The organism is Rhizobium sp. 62_C5_N11_2 (genome assembly GCF_051811185.1).
GTDB classification, from domain to species: domain Bacteria; phylum Pseudomonadota; class Alphaproteobacteria; order Rhizobiales; family Rhizobiaceae; genus Rhizobium; species Rhizobium leguminosarum.
Map to the genome: position 1 here is coordinate 329,500 of NZ_JBPWPW010000001.1, position 18,000 is coordinate 347,499.

Genomic DNA, 18,000 nt, shown 5'->3' on the forward strand with positions numbered 1-18,000 from the left:
GGATGTTCCTATTCGAAATAGGACTGAGCCAAAATCACAATTTACCTCTGTTCGACTCTGTGTGCGACATTGAAATCATTGACACTGGTTTCTGTCTACAATCCATCACAAATCGATACGGTTCGATTGGTTCGCCACTCCCAATCCAAAACAGCCGGCACGTAGCTCGTTTGCAAGTGTGTGTGGTTGGCGTGCAATTCATGAACCAGATCAATAAGTTATTGCTTCAATTTCTGCTTAAGCCGCCATGTGGGCGCCACTCTAAGCCATATTATTCGTCGAATCCAGTTTGCTAAACCTTCCAATATGTCGCGCCAACTGGTCCTAGCCATCCGCTGTCACACGCTCGCAACTGCGTAACGCCACTATCATTCAATGTGGGTATGATCTTGTCCAACTTCCCCGGCGGGTACGATCGCACCCCTGACGCGCACGCCGGGAGGTTTGCTGTTGTCGCCAATCGAAACCTCGTTCAGCTCGCGGAACCAAAGACCGAACCCGCCGTTGATAGCCATGCCCAACCGTGTCCGGGAGGCAGGACAGACATGGCACGTCAGACATTCTGGAAAGGCTATCTCAAGCTCTCGCTCGTCACCGCCGCCGTCTCGCTGACGCCGGCGACGACCGAAAGCAACAAGGTCCGTTTCCACGTCCTCAATCGCCAGACGAAGAACCGCGTCGAAAGCCGCTATGTCGACAGCGTCACCCACAAACCGGTGGCCGAGAGGGACCAGGTGAAGGGCTATCCGCGCGGCGAGGACGACTATGTTCTCCTCGAAGACGAGGAGATCGAGGAAATCGGGCTCGAAAGCACCCGCACCATCGAGATCGACAGTTTCGTGCCGCGCGGCTCGATCGATTGGATCTGGTACGATAAACCGCATTTTCTGGCGCCCGAGGACAAGGTCGGGGTCGAAGCCTTCTGCGTCATCCGCGAGGCGATGAAGGCGAATGAGGTCGTCGGCATCGCCCGCCTTGTCCTTTATCGTCGTGAGCGTGCCGTGCTGCTGGAGCCGCAAGGCAAAGGCATCGTTCTCTGGACCCTGCGCTACGGCGACGAGGTGCGTGATCCCATAGCCGAACTCGACGATAAGGCCGAGATCGACAGCAAGCTGCTGACGCTGATGACGCAACTGGTGAAGGAAGAGACGAAGGATTGGAGCCCGACCATGGTGCAGGACCCGATCCAGAAACGCCTGAAGTCGATGATCCGCGGCAAGCAGAAGAGCCTGAAGAAGGCAGCGCCCGTGGCAAAACCCGCACCGGTGAAATCGACCGGCAACGTCATCAATATCATGGATGCGCTGAAGAAGAGCCTGGCAGCGGAAGGCGGCCAGAAGCCGCGCCAATGAAAAAGTGGCCAGCGATTTTGGGAAACGATATACATAAATCAAAGACTTAAAGCATCGCGGGAATCACTTTGACGCGCTTCAGGTCCCGCGGCTTCGCCGGCGCGACAAACCGTTGTATTCGCGCGAGGTCGGGTGCGCTTGAGATTGCCCATCGCCCGCCAGGGGGCGAGGCCATCTCAGCTTGCCTTCTTGCTGCGGCTGTCGCTGCGCGCCGGCGCCTTCTTCTTCGCCAGGGCCTTCTTTGCTGGCGCCTTGCCGCTCATCTTGGCACTCTGGCGCAGTGCCTCCATCAGGTCGACGACCTTGCGTTCCGGGGCCTGTTTCTTCTTCGGTGGCGCCCGGCCTTCGATCTTAGCCTTCACCAGTTCGACGAGGGCAGCCTCGTAGCGATCCTCGTACGTGCTCGGTTCGAAGCTGCCTTGTTTGGTGCCGATGATATGGCCCGCAAGCTCGATCATTTCCTTGTCGAACTTGATGTCGGGGATATCCTTGAAGACCGTATCGGCAGAACGCACCTCGTGGTCGAAATTCAGCATCGTCGCGACGATGTAGTCGTCATGCGGACGGATCAGCAGCGTCCGGATTCGCCGGAAAAGCACGGCTTCGGCCAAAGCCGCGACCTTGCCGTCACGCATGCCCCTGGCGATCAGCGACAGCGCCTCCTCGTCATGTTCGTCGACGGGCGCGAGATAGTAAGGGCGGTCGAAATAGAGCTTGTCGATATCGTCGAAGGCGATGAAAGCCTTGATATTGAGGATCTTGTCGCTTTCCGGCATGATTTCGGCGATCTCGTCGCCCTCGATGACGATGTAGTCGCCATTCTCCATCTGGTAGCCCTTGACCTGGTCGCCCCGCTCGACCGGTTTACCGGTCTCGCTGTCGACGAATTGCCGTTCCACCCGGTGGCCGGTCCTGCGGTTGATAATGTTGAAGGAGACGCGGTCAGAGGAGGAAACAGCGGTGTAGAGCCCGACGGCGCAGGCAAGGTCGCCTACCTTCAGATGACCCTTCCAGCTTGCCCGAGCGGCCATTCCATCCTCCGTCGCAAATCAGAGCCGGCTGCCGCTCTTGTCGGTTTCGAGTTCCTGAAATGCCCAGCCGCGGCCGTCGGGTGCGGGATAGGCGAGCAGCGCATCGCCATTGCCGATCTTCTGGCGCGATGCGGCGTCCTTGGCATGGACAATCGCTTCGTCAGCTGTCGCATAGGTTTCCGAAAGTGTGTCGCCGAGCTTATAGGCCCAGCCATTGTCATGCGGCACGACCTGATAGGTGATATCGGCCATTTCGGATCTCCTCTTCTCAACTAAATAGGGTGCATGATGTCGTCGGCTAGTTCCGCTTTGATTTGCGCCGTTCATCGAGCGCAATGATCTTCTCCAACGATGCGATGTCCTCGCTGGTGACGACGGGAACCGGATCGGCAGCGATGGCTTCCAGCACCGCCTGTGAGACGGCGCCATTTCGGATCGCCCATTCCAGCGTTTCGCGGGTTTCCCGCTCGGCCTTCAGCTGCGCATAGAGCGCAACGATCAGCCGATCGCGAGCATCCATCCGCCGGCCTTGGTTATCCATGCTGCGGACGTCAGGCATCGCAATCCACCTTTGTCACTGATTTCGTTCAGGTGTATTCAACTGATGACGGATGGAAAGGTTCCGAAACCCAGGGGCGGCGTTTGCCATTGCCGCCTCGGGCGGAAATCACCATCTGCAAGATATTCGCAAGAGGATTTCAACATGGCCGATCTCAAGGCTCGTCCCCGCCCGACCGGCGCCACCGCCGTTCTCGGCCGTACCGGTTTCCCGCACGTCACCTCCGCCACCAAGGGCGAGATCGATATCGTCACCGCGCCGTCGCAGCCGGGTTTCAATCCGCTCGATCTGCTCTATTCCTCGCTCTCGGCCTGCCTGGTGCTCAGCGCCCGCATCGCCGCCAGCCAGATGGGCATTCTCGACAAGATCAGCGAGATCACTGCCGAGGTCACCGGCGAGAAGGCGGCGGAAGGCCTTTCGCGCGTCGCCAAGTTCAACATCGCCTTTTCGATCAAGGGCGATATCGACGAGGAAACCCGACAGAAAATCGCCCATGCCGCCGAAGACGAGATCTGCACGGTGAGCAACACCATCCGAGGCAATCCCGAGTTCTCGACGACGATATCGGGATAAGGTTAAATCTGCATAATAATTATAGACAATAGAGAGCGGAGGATTGCGTGACCAATGCCCGGCTTCTATGCTCGGGCATCGAAAGCAATGATCCCGGCCACCATGCAGCCCAAGCCTCTCCCGACGTCTGAACAGCCCGTCGTCGCCATCATTGGCGGCGGTGTCTCCGGCGCCGGCGTCGCCTATCATCTCGCGAGAGCCGACTGCGGCGAGCGCCCTGCCATCATGGTCTTCGAGCCGCGCGCCGAACTCGGCCGCGGCCTTGCCTACGACACGGCCGATCCGGCCCACCGCATCAATGTTCCCGCCGCCAAGATGAGCCTGCAGCCCGATGACCTGGGCGAATTCCTGGCCTGGATCGAAGCCCGCGACGCCGTCGCCGGCGACCCTGAGGCCAGGCAGCCCGATGGCTCGCTCTTCCCCCAGCGCCGGCTCTTCGGCGAATATGTCGCCTCGCTGCTGAAGCCGCTGCTGGAATACGGTAGCGTGCGTCATTGCCGCGCTGCGGTGACGGCTGTCGAAGCCCGTGCCGGCCGTTGGTCGATCCGCGACGACAGAGGCGGCGTGACGGAGGCCGATATCGTCGCGATCGCCACCAGCCATCCGCCGCCGGCAGCCCCCGGCCGGCTTGCGACCCGGCTTGCCGCCCATCCCCGTTTCGTCGCCGATACCACCAAGCCGGGCGCGCTCGACGTGGTCCGCCCGCATGACCGGGTGCTGGTCATCGGCAATGGCCTGACGGCTGCCGATGTCATTGCCTCGCTGGCGCAGCGCGGGCATGACGGCCCGGTGACCGCGATCTCGCGCCGCGGTCTGCGGTCTCGCGGCCATGCGCCGGTACCGCAGGAGCTCTTCGGCGATTTCGTCTCCAATGCCGCCCATTCGGCCATATCGTTGTTGGCAGCGATCCGCACTGCCATAAAAGCGGCGAAGGCAGAGGGCATAAGCTGGCATGGCGTGATCGATCAGGTGCGGGCGCAGGGATACGATCTCTGGCAGGCGCTGCCGGTTGCCGAACGACGCCGTCTCGTCCGCCATCTGCGTCCCTATTGGGATGTGCATCGCTTTCGCATCGCCCCGCAGGTCGAGGCCGTGCTCGACGCAGCGATTGCCTCGGGCCGCCTGGATATCCTGGCCGGCTCGGTTGCCGATGCGCGCATCGAGGGCGAACTGATCCTTTGCACCCTGCAGCCGCGTCATCAGCGCCAGCCGCTGGAGCGGCGCTATGACGCCGTCGTCGTCACCACCGGCCCGGCGCATGGTGGCATTCTCGAAACCCAGCCCTGGCTCGCGGCACTTGCGGCAAGCGGCCACCTATCGCTCGATCCGACCGGCCTTGGCCTTGCCTGTAACCAGCATTCGCAAGCGATCGGCCCGTCCGGACATGCAGATCCTTCGCTGCTGATCTCCGGCCCGTTGGCACGCGGCACGTTCGGCGAGCTGATGGGCCTACCGCAGGTGACCGAGCATGCGTTCTTCATCGCCGGCGAGATCGCCGAAAAGCTGCGGACCAGCGCGACGAATAAGCATCCTGCCTGATTTTCCACCAATATGTCGCTCTTCGACTGTCCCCGGTGAGCGACTTCTGATAGTCACTCGGCCACCAATTCCCGCCCGGCATTCGGGCGACCAGAAATATCGAGACCATGTCGCAGGCTGCCTCCACCCTTTCCGAAGCCTCGCCTTCCAATCGTTTCGCCCTCGCGGCGCTGCTTCTCGGCGGGGCGGCGATCGGCGGCTCGCCGATCTTCGTCAGACTGTCCGAGGTCGGACCGATGGCGACGGCCTTCTGGCGCGTGGCGCTGGCGCTGATCCCGATCCTCATCGTCTCGCTGCTGAAGAAGGATGCGGGGCCAAAGCCGCAGAGCCTTTCCGGCTATGGCATGCTGATTCTGCCAGGCCTCATGCTGGCGCTCGACCTCGGCGCCTGGCACCTTTCGCTCACCATGACGTCGGTCGCCAATGCGACGCTGCTGGCCAACCTCGCACCGGTTTTCGTCACGCTGATCGCCTTCCTCTTCTTCAGCGCGAGGATCAGCCGCATCTTCATGCTCGGACTTGCCGTGGCTCTCTCCGGCCTCGTCATTTTGAAGGGCGGGCCCGCAGCCATTGGCAACGGCGATTTCAGCGGCGATGGCATCGCGATGATCGCCGCCTTCTTCTATGCCTGCTACATCCTGGCGATCGGCAGGCTGCGCAGCCGGTTCGATACGATCCGCATCATGTTGTGGAGCACAGCCTGCGCTGCGGTCTGCATCTTTCCGATCGGCCTGATCTACGAGGGCCATATGCTGCCCGCAACCGTCTACGGCTGGTCGATCGTTTTCGGCCTGGCCTTTATCAGCCATGCCGGCGGGCAGGTGGCGATCACCTATGCGCTGGCCTATCTGCCGGCGGCCTTTTCCTCGCTGACGCTGCTGTTGCAGCCGGTTGTTGCGGCCATTCTCGCCTGGGCGTTGCTCAACGAGGCGATCGGGACGATGCAGGCGCTCGGCGGCGGCGTCGTGCTTGCCGGCATCATGGTTGCCCGCCGCGGCTGATCGTCAGCGATTTTCCTGCAGCAGCCATTTCTGGATGATCGGAATGTCGGCATCGCCGAGATCGTGGCCGCCGGGGATGACGTCGGAATCGACGGTGGCGCCTGAACTCTTCAGCCTCTCTTCCAACTCGCTCGCATATTTGCCGTAGGCATCCGTCTTGCCGCTGATGACGAGCAGGTCCGTGCCTTTCAGATCGGCATGCGGATAGTCGCTGAGCACAGGCATGGAGCGCAGCAGCACCGCCTTGTGAACCAGGTTCGGGTGCAGGTAGAGCAGCGAGTTCAAAAGGTTGGCGCCATTGGAGTAGCCGACATAGACGACCTTCTGAGGATCGAGCCCGTAGGATTTGACGGCGCCCTCGATGAAGGCCGCGAAGGCCTCCGCCTCGGTCTTGATGTCGTTCTGGTCGAAGGAGAAGGGAGTAATGCGCTTGTACCAGCGCGGAAACCCTTCCTCCGTCGCCCGGCCGCGCACGCCGAGCAGCGTCGCCCGCGGCGCCGCCTTGTTCAGCAGCGGCATCAGCGTCGTCTCGTTGCCGCCGGAGCCGTGCAGCAGCACGAAGACGCTGCCATCGGGGTCCGGGGGCGTATAGAAGCGATGGACGAATGGCAGCTCGCGATAATTGATGCGCGGCTGACCGGGCATTGAAAATTGCGGCAGCATCACCTTCAGGTCATGGAGATTGGTGATGGCTTCGGGTGGCGCGAAGAGCTTGCCCCCGAGGGCGGCGTGCTCTTCGTCCACGGTCATGCCCGGCTTGTCGGTCGCAAGCTCCACCAGCGTGCCGCCGGGCTCGCGCGCATAGAGCGAGCGGAAATATTTGCGGTCGTGCATGTTGGTCGGCGATGCGTCGGTCGCTTCGAGCGCCTTGCGCACCGAAAGCAGCGTCTCCTCGTCGGCAGCGCGGAAGGCAACGTGATCGACCGTGCCGGTGCCCGGCGCACCGGACCAGAAGCCACGCGCATCGCGCACGTCGATAATGTCGCCGGACTGCGACACCAACCTATCGATCGTGCCGCGGCTGGCCTGCAAACGGTAACCGAAATGGCTCTCGAGGAAGCTGCGGCTTTCGGCGGGCTTCTCCGTCAGCATGGTGGCTCCGCGCACTCGCTGGATGGCATGCTCGGCCGGGATCGAGGCGCCGTCCCAGGCGGCCGGCGATACCAAGTTCTTTGCGCCTGCGAGCTTGAGGATGATGTTATCTGGGTCCTTCAGCCGCAGGACGGGCTCACCGAATTCGTCGGCCGGGCCCTCCGAGCGCAGGCCGAAACTCATGGCGCGCGTCAGCCAGTAGCCGATGCTGGCAGGGTCGATCGACAGCGATATTTCGCTGATCTGGCCATAGCCGGCCCGGCCGGGCGCGCCATCTTCCCAGGCGAGGAAGGTCAGCAGCGACCCCGGCGTCCCTGCCGCATCGCCATAGAAGAGATGAAGTTGCGTCGCGTCCTCGTAACCGGCTGTCTGCTTGACGAGCCGCATGCCGAGAAATCCCGCGTAGAAGTCCACGTTCGCCTGCACCTTTCGGGTGACGGCCGTGACGTGATGTATGCCTGATACCATCGAGAGCAGTCCTGATTGAAGCGGCGTCGTCAGGAGCGCGAGTATGAGAGCTGCGAAGGTCATACCGTTGCCAATGACGATCGCTTAGTTTTGTTCCGCACAAAGCGCAAGCGAATCGCCGCGCTGCAACAACTCCAAATGTTCAACATCTTCGAGCGCCTCTTCCAGTTGCTGCAGGGTCGGCGGCTTGACCATATAGGCGCGCGCGCCGAGATTTCTGGCCCGTCGCATGTCGCTCTCGTCGCTTGACGTGCTGAGGATGCAGACGGGAATTTGCTTGAGGCGGACGTCGGCTGAAAGCGCATGCAGCACCTCGAAGCCGTCCATGATCGGCATGTTGATGTCGAGCAGCATCAGGTCGATCTGCGGCACATCGGCGATGCCTGCGCGTTCTTCGAGCAGCCGCATTGCCTCGCGTCCGTTGGTGGCGACATGCAGGTTGAAATTCACCTTCTCCCGCCGCATCAGCTTGATCTTCAGAATCTGGATGTCGGCCGGGCTGTCTTCCACCAGCAGCACCTCGGCCAGCCTGCCCGAACCTTCGCCTGGCTGCTCCGCCGGCTTGGCGCTGTGCGGGATGACCGATGCGGCAGGCGGCGTGGACCTCACCTCGGCGAGCGGCACTTCGAGAATGAAGGTGGCGCCCGGCCCATTTTCTGCCTCGCACCAGATCGAGCCGCCATGCATCTGCGCGATGCGGCGGCATATGGCAAGGCCGAGCCCGGTGCCTTCGATGCCACGACCGACGAGGCGCTTGAACGGCTGGAAAATCAGTTCGCGATGCTCAGGATCGATGCCAGGCCCGTTGTCACCCACGGTGAGGCGGCAGATATCGCCCTGCGCTTCGCCTGTGATGCTGATCTCCGGAACCTTCTGCTCGCAATAGCGGATGGCATTCGACACCAGGTTCTGCAGGAGCTGGGTCAGCAGCGTCGCATCGCCCATGACCTCCGGCAGCGCCCCGCGGATGATGACGGCGCCGCGGCTTTCGGTCTGCTGACGCAGATTGTCCTCCACCTGGTCGAGCACCGCCGATAGCGAGACCGGCCTGAGCTCCAGCCCGCCGTAGGCCTCGAGCTTGGTGAAACCCGAGACTTTGACGATCAGGTCTTCCATATGGTCGGCGGCGCTGAGTACGTAATCGAGCAATTCCCGGTCTTCGGCCGGAAGCGCGGCAGAACCGTGCAGGATGCGGCTGAAGGATTTGATCGTCCGCAGCGGCTCCTTCAGATCATGGGCCATGGCGCGGGTGAAGATCTCCAGCGATTGTCGCTTCTGCTCCAGCTTTGCTTCCAGCATGCCGTGCATGATGGCGTTCTGGATGCAGCGATGCAGTGTTTCAGGCGAAAGCGAATCCTTTGTCAGATAGTCGCGTGCCCCGCTCTTCATCACCTCGACGGCGACCGTTTCGTTGCCTTGGCCGGTCAGCATGATGACGTTGGCGGCGGGGTCATCCTCCAGGATATCGGCAAGAACGCCGAGCCCGTCGCGCCCCGGCAGCGAATAGTCGAGCAGGATGCAATCCGGCCGTTTCCGGCCGTTCAGTGCAAGGCCCTCTTCGCCCGTCTCCGCCTCCACGACGGTGTAGGCGGTGCTGGAAACGCGGCCCAATATGCGGCGATAGACCTCGCGATCGTCGATGTTGTCGTCGATGATGAGAATGGAGCAGTGTTCCGCCAATCTGTCAGTCCTCTAGCGGCAGGATGGCGATTTCGAACCAGTATTCCTTCAGCCGCTGGATCGCGGCGAAGAGCCCGTCGAGATCGACCGGCTTCTGCACATAGGTATTGGCGCCGAGCGCATAGCAGCCTTCGATGTCACGTTCGTCGTCGGAGGTCGTGAGGATCACCACCGGGATCTTGCGCCAGCCGGCATTCGACTTGATCGCCTCCAGCGTCTTGCGGCCGTCAAGGCCCGGCATGTTGAGATCGAGCAAGATCAGTCCCGGTTTCGGCACCATCGAGGCGAGCATGTCGAGCGCTTCCTGACCGGAAGCCGCCCAGCGGATCGAGTTGCGCAGGTTGGTGCGTTTGAAGGCGCGCATCGTCGCTTCGAAATCGTCTTCGCTGTCTTCGACGATCAGGATCGGTTGCGTGTCACGCTGCTGCATTTTGCCCCTCGCGCTTTTTTCCCAAGGTGAAATAGAATGTTGTGCCGGTGCCGACCTCGGATTCCAGCCAGATATCGCCATTGTGCCGCGCGATGATCTTGCGCACGAAGGTAAGGCCTGCTCCGGTGCCGTCGTCGGAATCCTGCGACTTTTCCAGCCGCTTGAAAATGCGGAAAATATCCTCGTGGAATTCCTGCGGGATGCCCTTGCCGTTATCCTTAACGAAAAACACGTTGCGGGCAACCGTGCCGTCCTTGCCGACGAACCGATCGAGGTAACCGATCGAGACGAGCGGCGCCGGCTTGTCGTTGTATTTGATCGCATTGGTAATGAGATTGCGGAACACTTCGGTCAGCCGCGGCGCGTCGCAGACCACCTCCGGCAGCCGGCCGTCAATGATGACCTTGGCATGCCGCTCCTCCAGCAACAACTCCATCGTCGCGACGACATCCTTGACGATCAAGCCGATATCGGTGCGTTTGACCGCCAGCTGCTGACGCCCGAGCCGGGAGAAATAAAGTAGGTCGTTGACGAGTTTCTCCATGCGTTGGCTGAGACGCACGAGGCGGTTCAGCCGGCGCACGCCGTCCTCGTCGAGCTTGTCTTCATAGTCCTCCAGAAGGAAGCGGGAGTGGTTGTGCAGGCCGCGCAGCGGCTCTTTGAGATCATGCGAAGCGATATAAGCGAATTCATCGAGGTCGTGGTTGCTGCGCTCGAGCTCGGCCGTATAGGCCTCGAGCTGGGAAAGCGTCGTTTTCATCCGTTCTTCCTGCCGGACGCGCTCGCTGATGTCGCGCACGATACCGACGAAGGTCTTTGTCTGGCCGGTGACGACGGCGCTGATGGAAACATCGATCGGAAAGACGATGCCGTTCTTGCGTCGTCCGGAGACCATGCGCGTCGTGCCGATGATGCGCTCCTCGCCGGTCTGCCGGTAATGGGCGAGATAGCCGTCGTGCTCGGAATGGTAGGGTTCGGGCATCAGCATCTTGATGTTCCGGCCGATGGTCTCCTGCGGGGAGTAGCCGAACATGCTTTCAGCCGCCGGATTGAAATTCTTGATCGTTCCACGCTCGTCGATGACGACGACCGCATCAGGGGTGCCGCGCACCAGCGCGCCGAAGCGGACGCGCTCGCCTTCCAGGTGATGGGTGTTGCGCATGAAATAGTAGACGAGGAGCGCGATCAGCCAGAGCGTGGCAGCTGTAATAGTGCGGTTGGCGATCTCCTGCCAGAACGCCGCCTCATTGTGCCTGACGGCGAAGAAGCCGAGCATCAACAGCACGGTGCAGGCAAAGGCGAAGAAAAGCGGCGCATTTCTGTTGCCGAACCAGAGCGCCGTCAGCACCAGCGGCACATAGAGGATGCCGTTGGCGACACCCAGCGGCGTATAGAGATCGACGAGAAGGCCGGTGAAGCAGACCGCAGCCGGGATCCAGAGCGGGATCTGCGCCCGGTTTGCCGGCTGCATCCACCAGGAGCGGGCGAGAAGCCCCGAGCCGAAGATCACAATGCCGATCGCCGTATGCAGCGCCATTGCCGCATAGGGACCCCAGCGGTAACCCTGTTCGGCATCGGTGACATAGCCGGCCAGCGCGATCATGCCGAGCGTGACAACGACGTAGCTCGTCAGTTCCTGCACCACCTGGCTTTTTTTCTCCATGTGGAGCGAGAGCAGCAGCGAAAGATTGGCGAGCAAGAAGACCAACGCCGTGTTCGGTCCCATGCCGCCGCCGATCTTGGCGATGAAATCGGGCGGAACCAGGAAGCGCGTGATCAACACGTCGACATTGTGAAAAGTCCGCCCGATCGTGACGATTTCCACGAGCCGGGCCGCAGCGATCGCCGCCGCAAGCCCCGCCGTGATCGTTGCCGTCACCCGAAAGCGGCGGGCCGCCAGTGTCGAGGCGGCAAGCCCCACGCCGGAAAGCACGAAGCACAGCGCGGTGTTGAAGGCCATCGACGGAAAGCCAGGAACCAGCGAAATGACAATCTCGACCTGCAGCAGCCAGCCGGCAAGGGCAGTCACGCCGAGAAGGAACATCAGGCAGCCGACCGCAATCGCAAAGGCACGGTAGTGCCGCCTTGGCTGGTCCTGCAGGTCCACGTTGCCCTGATCCTGCACCCGTGTGTCCTCCTTCGGTTCGCGCGGCCATCTTTTCCGAAATCGAGGAATACTCAATAGGCAAGGCGGGGCGGTGCCACGCTTTTTGCGAAATGATCTGCGATGAGGTATATCGAATTTCAGTGGAACCGCGATATGGTGATGTCGAAGGACAGCGAGGTTCATTCGAACAATATCCAAATTACGGTGCTAGATGACCACCCTATTTTATGTCGACGACAGCAAGGATGACCTCTTCTATCTCGACTATATCTGCAGAAAGCAGCAGATAGACGTCGATCTATTCTGTTTCTCCGCAGCCGAAATGGCGCTGGAGGCGCTGGAGACGCGCGCGGCGGAAGGCAAGACACCGCCTGACGTGCTGGTCGCCGATCTCTACATGCCACTCGATAGCGGCATCGGCCTGATCACTCGGTTGCGCCTGGATGATCGTTTCAAGGCGATGCGGCTTGCTATCTGCAGCGGATCGGATGCTGCCGAGGACCGCGCGCGCTCACTCGATGCCGGCGCCGATGTCTATCTGGAAAAGCCACTTGACCTTGCCTCGATCGTTCTCAATCTTGAGATGTAGAATACGGCGAAAGCCGGATGACCTATTCCCCCTCATTCGTCCAAGCCATATGACGAACCGCAATTGACAAGGTCGAGGACGCATCACAAGATGCAACCGGAGCGAAGAATATGGAACGCAAAATAAGCGCTGAGAGAACCGATCAACCCGCGTTCGCCGCCACGAACATCAGCCAACCCCTTAGCTGAATGGGTCTATCGGCTCTCTCGCGCTTACGTCTGGCACTGCCTTCTCGCATTCATGGATGTTGAATGCAGGAAGAATACGATACCCAGGTAAGAACTACTGCCCCTCAGTAAAATCTGCCCGTGCATCACCTGTCGTTGAGATAATTGATGATTTCCGCCTTACATATCGAAAGTCCCCGTTTTCGATATCCCTCATCAACCGTCTCGCAATTTTTGTAGCTCTTCGCGTTTAAGACGTATATCCCAAGATTTCGGGATTAGAGGTATTGGCGGGAGGAGAGGAAGAGTTGGAATGAGCAATGCCCCGGCAATTCCCTTTCATGCCGGACCGGAGCTTAGCCGGGCGATCAACCGCACCGATTTTTTCCGTCTGCTGAAGTCGGCGGCGCAGCATTACAACTTCAACAACTTCGCGCTTGCCCGCATTTCCGAGGCTTCGGCCCCTTTCGGTGAACGTGATATCGTCATCACCAATGTCGCCGAGCGACGTGTCGGCCTTTTCATCACGACGTTGAAGGAAGCGCTCGGGACCGTCCGGGCAAAGAGCGCCCAGTTCCTGGCAACGCCCGTCCATGGCAGGAGCGCACAGCCGGAAGCTTACCCGTCCAATCTTGTTTTCAACGAATTCCTGAGCGGCGTCTTTCTCTTCATCCCGCTATTTACGCCGGAAGGGCGGCGATATTGCCTCGTGCTCAGCGGCGAGCGTCAGGAGCCGGATCAGAGTGAGATCGCCGACATGCTTCTCGACGCCATGCGCATTTTCGACAAGCTCTACGAGGAAATCCTGACGCCGGAAATGTCCGGACGGCTGACCCAGCGCGAATCGGAAATCGTCAAATGGACGAGCGAAGGCAAGACGTCGGCGGAAATCGCCATCATTCTCGGTCTGTCCGAACATACGGTCAATTCGCACATCACCGCGGCCGCGCGCAAACTTGACGCTGTCAACCGCGTTCATATGGTGGCGATCGCCTTGAGGAATGGTTTGGTTTCGTGAAGTTGGTTTCGGGATTGGGGAAATGAGACGATGATCACCGAAACGAGCCGAAGGAACACTGTCAAGGTTCTCTTTGTCGATGACGAATTCATCGAATTCCGTGCGCTCAAGAAGAAGATCGCCGATCTCTCCGAGCCGGCCGTCGAGGTTGAATATTCGCCATCGATCGGTGACGCGCTGGAAAAGATCCGCTTGGCGCGCTTCGATCTCATCCTGCTCGACAACCGCCTGCTGCCCAATGCCGATTTCCGCGAAACGGTGCCGGAGCTGCGGGGCATCGGTTACACCGGCCCGATCGGCGTTGTCTCGACCGATATATCGGGCGGCTATTTCCAGGAATTCCCGGATTACGGCGTCGATTTCCGCATCGGCAAGGACGAAATCGATGCCCAGGCGCTGCAGCACATCATCCGCGAATATGTGACCTATGACGTCCCTGATTTCTGGAAGGACGATTACAGCATCTAACCATCAAGCGATGGGAAGGCGGATGATGAAACAGCTGCCGCTTGCATCCGAATGTTCGAGGCTGATATCGCCGCCAAGCGCCGTCAGAAACTCCCGCGCCGTCGTCAGTCCGAGACCGGCGCCCTGGACTGCTCCCGGCTTCGGCAATTTCCAGAACGGCTCGAATATCCGCTCCCGATAAGGCGGATCGATGCCCATCCCATTGTCGGCAATCCGGATGAACCAGTCCGTCCCCTCGCGCTCCGCGGCAATGGCCACACGCGGCGACGCTTCGCTGCGATAGGTGAGGGCATTGGTCAAAAGATGCCGCAGCACCAGACCGAAGAGGGCAGGGTCGGTACGGATGGAAGGCAGGCCGTCGCTTTCAAGCGTTGCCTCACGGACCGCCGTCTCATCGGTCAGTTCGCCCCAGACATTTTCGGCCAACGCCTGCAGATCGATCTCTTCAGGCGTCACCTGAGGTGTGCCACCGGCAAGGCTCATCAACGCCTTGGTGAGACGCTGCGCCGTCTGCGCCTTTTCCATGATCATCCGGAGGCTCTGAAGCTGTTCGCCGTCGAGCGTCTCCTCGAGATCGTCGAGCAGCAGCTCGGCATACATGGCGATATGGCGGAGCGGCGATTGCAGGTCGTGCGAGGCGGTTGCGAGAAAACGCTTGATGCGCTCCTCGCTGTCTCCGGCAACGGTGGTTTCCGGCGGTCTCGTCGGGTCGGATGACATCTGGCGGTTTCCCCGATCTCAATTGCAGCGCCGCGCGTCTTTTCAGACGCGCTAAGGACGCTCTAACACTTTGAATTGGCACATAATGCAGCAGCCGACAATAGAAAGAGGGCGCCGGCTCTGCAACAGGCGCCCTCTTCAAAGATGCGTTAAAAACGGGGACTTAGCTCGCGGACTTGCGCGGGCGACCCTGTTCCGGCGGGATGATCTCGACTGCCGCATCGGTTGCCGGTGCCTTGGCATGGCGGCGGCGCCAGTCGCCCAGGAAGAGCAGGATGGGTGCTGCGATGAAGATCGACGAGGCGCCGGCCACGAGAATGCCGAAGACCATCGGGATCGCGAAGCTCGAGACGGCACTACCGCCCCAGATCGCCATCGGCACCAGGGCGAGGAAGGCCGTCGCATTGGTGTAGAGGCTTCGCGCCAAGGTCTCGTTGATCGACTTGTCGATGATCTCGCGCAGCGGCATCGATTTATAGAGTCGCATGTTTTCGCGCATGCGGTCATAGACGACGACCTTGTCGTTCACCGAGTAACCGACGAGCGTCAGAATGGCGGCGATCGCCGTCAGATTGAAGTCGAGGCCGGTGATCGCGAAGAAGCCGATCGCCTTGGTGACGTCGAGCACCAGCGTGACGATGGCGCCGACGGCAAACGGCCATTCGAACCGTACCCAGATATAGATGAGCATCGCGAAGCTTGCGATCACGACCGACAGGATACCGGCCCAGGCAAGCTCGCCGCTGACCTTCGGCCCGATGACGTCGGTGCCCTCGATGGTGGCGGTCGGATCGATTTTGGCGACTTCGGCCTTCAGCTTGGTCACCGCTGCCGTCTGTGCCTCTTCGCCGCCTTCCTGCCGTTGGGCACGAACGAGAATGCTGTTCTTGTCACCGAAGGACTGCAGCGAGATTTCGCCGAGACCAAGCGTGTTCAGGCCTTCACGGAACGTCGCAAGATCGGCCGGGGCGGTGGTCCTGACGGCCATCTGGATGCCGCCGCGGAAATCGACGCCGTAGTTGAGGCCGGGATGGATGAAGAGCACGACGGAGGCGATCGAAAGCAGCGCTGAGACGGTGATGCCGAAGAAGCGCGCCTTCATGAACTGGATGTGCTTGTCATAGGGGCTGAACGGGATCAACGGCCGGATGTTCAGCACCTTGAGCTTTCTGCGGCGGGTGATCTCGATCATCGCCACACGCACGAAGGCGACCGATGTGAACATCGAGATGATCAGGCCGAGCGCCATGGTCACGGCAAAGCCGCGAACCGGTCCGGAGCCGAAAAAGAACAGGATGGCCGCAGCGATCAGGGCCGTCATGTTGCCGTCGATGATGGTCGAATAGGCACGGCGGAAACCGGTGTCGATGGCGGCGAAGGCGCTCCTGCCCTTGCGCGTTTCTTCGCGGATGCGCTCGTTGATGAGAACGTTGGCGTCGACCGCAAGGCCGATGCCGAGCACGACACCGGCAATGCCCGGTAGCGTCAGCGTCGCACCAACCAGCGTAAGCGCCGAGAAGGTCAGGATCGTGTGAATCAACAGTGCGATATTCGCCAGGAAGCCCCAGGTGCCATACAGAACGAAGATGAAGACTGCGACGAGGACAAAGCCGACGATGCCGGAATAAATGCCCATCTTGATCGCATCGGCGCCGAGGTCGGCGCCGACGGTGCGCTCTTCGATGACCGTCAGCTTGGCGGGCAGGGCGCCGGCGCGCAGCATGGCCGCCAGCGTCGTGGCGCTATCGGCCGAGAAGCTGCCGGAGATCTGGCCGGAACCGCCGGTGATCGGCTCGCGGATAACAGGCGCGCTCAGCACCTTGTCGTCGAGGACGATGGCGAAGGGATTGCCGACATTCTGGCGGGTGATCTCGGCAAAGCGGCTGGCGCCGGCGCTGTCGAAGCGGAAGCTGACGATCGGCTCATGCGTGTTCGGGTCGAAGCCGACGCGGGCATCCGAAAGGCGGTCGCCGGAGATTTCGACGCGGTCGAGGACCGGATAGGATCGGCCCTCATCGTCCTTCAGCATGGTCACGCCGGGTCCGGGCGCATTGTTCGGCGCCAGCATGTGGAACGACATCTTGGCGGTGGAACCGAGAAGTTCGCGCAGGCGTGACGGATCCTGCGCGCCCGGAAGCTGGACGAGCACGCGGTTGGCGCCGATACGCTGGATGGTCGGCTCGGAGACGCCGACCTGGTCGACGCGCTGGCGGATGACTTCGAGGCTCTGCTGGACGGCATTGTCGACGTTGGCGGAAATGCCGGCCGGCGAGAAGCCGACGGTGATGGTGGCGCCGTTTGCAGTGACATCAAGATCGGACTGGCCGGCGCTGAGGCCGGTGCTGATTGGGTTGGCGAGTGTCTTGAGTTCGGTGACGGCGGCATCGCTCTGCGAGGCATCGGCGAGCGTCACGACGATCTGGTTCTGGCTGCGGACCACGGCTTTCGGCTGGATGCCCTTTTCGCGCAGCACGCGGCGCGCGTCCTGAAGCAGCGATTGCAGCCGCTCCTTGGTCAGGTCGGCTTCGTCGACTTCCAGAACGAGGTGCGAGCCGCCGCGAAGGTCGAGGCCGAGCGACACCTGCTCATGCGGCAGCCAGGCCGGCACGCGCTGGAGGACGGATTGCGGCAGGACGTTCGGCAGGGCGATCAATAGGCCGAGTAGGATGATCACCGTATAGGTGAACACCAGCCATGGTGAAGTACGCATGTTGTATTCCTTGATATCGAGGGCCGGCGCTCGGGCGCTGGCGGCATGTCGTCAATGTCGGAAGCGCCGATCGGCGCGAGCGTCAGGCAGCGACCGGCGGTGCGCGCGGCTGATGGGTCCTGGAGACTGCGGCGTGAAGCGAAGCTTCGAATGCCGGAAAAGCGGCTGATATGTTCCAGCCGGCGAAATCAAGGGCCGGAGCGGCGGCAAGGGCAGGCGATCCGGCGTCATGTGCCGTCTGCTTCGGCGCAAGCTTGCGCTCCGTGGCAAGCAGCCCACGCACGGTATCGCGCGCAGTCAGCTGCGGCGGCTGCGGATCTCGACCGGAAGAGGTAAGCGTATTGACGGCAGCGGCCGGCGAGATCACCAGATTGCCGCCGAAAAGCAGGCCGAGATAGGCAAGGATGGCGACGAGGAGAGAAGCGGCGATATGGCTCGTCAGACGGTGCTGGTCCAGCTCCATCTTCTCCGTCCCGGCGATGTCACTCCCGTATCG

The 18,000-nt window shown here is 61.2% G+C and carries 18 protein-coding genes; 7 read left to right on the forward strand and 11 right to left on the reverse strand.

All coding sequences use genetic code 11. The features are described from left to right. Nucleotides 1-368 precede the first annotated feature (368 nt). Nucleotides 369-515 carry a hypothetical protein gene (locus tag AB8B31_RS01680; protein ID WP_155295872.1) on the reverse strand — a complete coding sequence of 49 codons (147 nt, stop codon included), beginning with the start codon at nt 513-515 and terminating at the stop codon, nt 369-371. A gap of 30 nt (nt 516-545) precedes the next feature. Here AB8B31_RS01680 and AB8B31_RS01685 point away from each other — a divergent pair, with 30 nt between their 5' ends. Then, complete coding sequence (locus AB8B31_RS01685; protein WP_130715618.1) at nt 546-1,352, forward strand: non-homologous end joining protein Ku; 807 nt, start codon at nt 546-548, stop codon at nt 1,350-1,352. Between the two features lie 176 nt (nt 1,353-1,528). Here AB8B31_RS01685 and AB8B31_RS01690 read toward each other — a convergent pair whose 3' ends face one another. Genes AB8B31_RS01690 through AB8B31_RS01700 form a run of 3 tightly spaced genes read right to left on the reverse strand, consistent with a single transcriptional unit; the run spans nt 1,529 to nt 2,942 of the window. After that, complete coding sequence (locus AB8B31_RS01690; RefSeq protein ID WP_130759255.1) at nt 1,529-2,383, reverse strand: non-homologous end joining protein Ku; 855 nt, start codon at nt 2,381-2,383, stop codon at nt 1,529-1,531. An 18-nt stretch (nt 2,384-2,401) separates the two neighbouring features. After that, nucleotides 2,402-2,635: a DUF2188 domain-containing protein gene (locus AB8B31_RS01695; protein ID WP_018244775.1), complete on the reverse strand. Its 234-nt coding sequence runs from the start codon at nt 2,633-2,635 to the stop codon at nt 2,402-2,404. 46 nt (nt 2,636-2,681) lie between these two features. Then, nucleotides 2,682-2,942, reverse strand: coding sequence for a hypothetical protein (locus AB8B31_RS01700; protein WP_018244776.1), 261 nt, complete (start codon nt 2,940-2,942; stop codon nt 2,682-2,684). 144 nt (nt 2,943-3,086) lie between these two features. On the opposite strand from AB8B31_RS01700, the gene AB8B31_RS01705 reads away from it, so the two are divergent. From AB8B31_RS01705 to AB8B31_RS01715, 3 genes are all read left to right on the forward strand, one after another. Further along, nucleotides 3,087-3,515: an OsmC family protein gene (locus tag AB8B31_RS01705; protein ID WP_018244777.1), complete on the forward strand. Its 429-nt coding sequence runs from the start codon at nt 3,087-3,089 to the stop codon at nt 3,513-3,515. 54 nt (nt 3,516-3,569) lie between these two features. Beyond that, nucleotides 3,570-5,054: an FAD/NAD(P)-binding protein gene (locus AB8B31_RS01710; RefSeq protein ID WP_197728757.1), complete on the forward strand. Its 1,485-nt coding sequence runs from the start codon at nt 3,570-3,572 to the stop codon at nt 5,052-5,054. A 107-nt stretch (nt 5,055-5,161) separates the two neighbouring features. Beyond that, nucleotides 5,162-6,055 (forward strand): DMT family transporter, encoded by an 894-nt coding sequence (locus AB8B31_RS01715; RefSeq protein WP_131703070.1) that lies wholly within the window; start codon nt 5,162-5,164, stop codon nt 6,053-6,055. Between the two features lie 3 nt (nt 6,056-6,058). Here the strand turns inward: AB8B31_RS01715 and AB8B31_RS01720 are convergent, their stop codons facing one another. The 4 genes from AB8B31_RS01720 to AB8B31_RS01735 are packed head-to-tail and all read right to left on the reverse strand — an operon-like array spanning nt 6,059 to nt 12,015. Next, on the reverse strand, nt 6,059-7,678 hold the full coding sequence (locus tag AB8B31_RS01720; protein WP_197728758.1) for a VOC family protein: 1,620 nt from the start codon (nt 7,676-7,678) through the stop codon (nt 6,059-6,061). Between the two features lie 21 nt (nt 7,679-7,699). Then, a complete protein-coding gene (locus AB8B31_RS01725; RefSeq protein WP_130759256.1) occupies nt 7,700-9,295 on the reverse strand; it encodes a response regulator in 1,596 nt (531 codons plus the stop codon). Nucleotides 9,296-9,299: 4 nt separating this feature from the next. Continuing rightward, nucleotides 9,300-9,725 (reverse strand): response regulator, encoded by a 426-nt coding sequence (locus AB8B31_RS01730; protein ID WP_018244782.1) that lies wholly within the window; start codon nt 9,723-9,725, stop codon nt 9,300-9,302. Beyond that, nucleotides 9,712-12,015 (reverse strand): sensor histidine kinase, encoded by a 2,304-nt coding sequence (locus AB8B31_RS01735; protein ID WP_028734035.1) that lies wholly within the window; start codon nt 12,013-12,015, stop codon nt 9,712-9,714. Before AB8B31_RS01735 ends, AB8B31_RS01730 begins: the two co-directional genes overlap by 14 nt. A gap of 28 nt (nt 12,016-12,043) precedes the next feature. Between AB8B31_RS01735 and AB8B31_RS01740 the strand changes: the two genes are divergently transcribed. From AB8B31_RS01740 to AB8B31_RS01750, 3 genes are all read left to right on the forward strand, one after another. Continuing rightward, the gene (locus AB8B31_RS01740; protein ID WP_130728873.1) at nt 12,044-12,421 is read left to right on the forward strand and encodes a response regulator; all 378 of its coding nucleotides are present in this window, start codon (nt 12,044-12,046) and stop codon (nt 12,419-12,421) included. A 480-nt stretch (nt 12,422-12,901) separates the two neighbouring features. After that, nucleotides 12,902-13,606: a response regulator transcription factor gene (locus tag AB8B31_RS01745; protein ID WP_018244785.1), complete on the forward strand. Its 705-nt coding sequence runs from the start codon at nt 12,902-12,904 to the stop codon at nt 13,604-13,606. Nucleotides 13,607-13,636: 30 nt separating this feature from the next. Beyond that, complete coding sequence (locus AB8B31_RS01750; RefSeq protein WP_018445830.1) at nt 13,637-14,074, forward strand: response regulator; 438 nt, start codon at nt 13,637-13,639, stop codon at nt 14,072-14,074. A 3-nt stretch (nt 14,075-14,077) separates the two neighbouring features. Here the strand turns inward: AB8B31_RS01750 and AB8B31_RS01755 are convergent, their stop codons facing one another. The 3 genes from AB8B31_RS01755 to AB8B31_RS01765 form a co-directional block, all read right to left on the reverse strand. Further along, nucleotides 14,078-14,794, reverse strand: a complete 717-nt coding sequence (locus AB8B31_RS01755; protein ID WP_130759257.1) for a sensor histidine kinase — start codon at nt 14,792-14,794, stop codon at nt 14,078-14,080. Between the two features lie 163 nt (nt 14,795-14,957). Next, nucleotides 14,958-17,504 carry a protein translocase subunit SecD gene (gene secD, locus AB8B31_RS01760; RefSeq protein ID WP_130715621.1) on the reverse strand — a complete coding sequence of 849 codons (2,547 nt, stop codon included), beginning with the start codon at nt 17,502-17,504 and terminating at the stop codon, nt 14,958-14,960. An 82-nt stretch (nt 17,505-17,586) separates the two neighbouring features. Then, the gene (locus AB8B31_RS01765; protein ID WP_130759258.1) at nt 17,587-17,967 is read right to left on the reverse strand and encodes a hypothetical protein; all 381 of its coding nucleotides are present in this window, start codon (nt 17,965-17,967) and stop codon (nt 17,587-17,589) included. Nucleotides 17,968-18,000 lie beyond the last annotated feature (33 nt).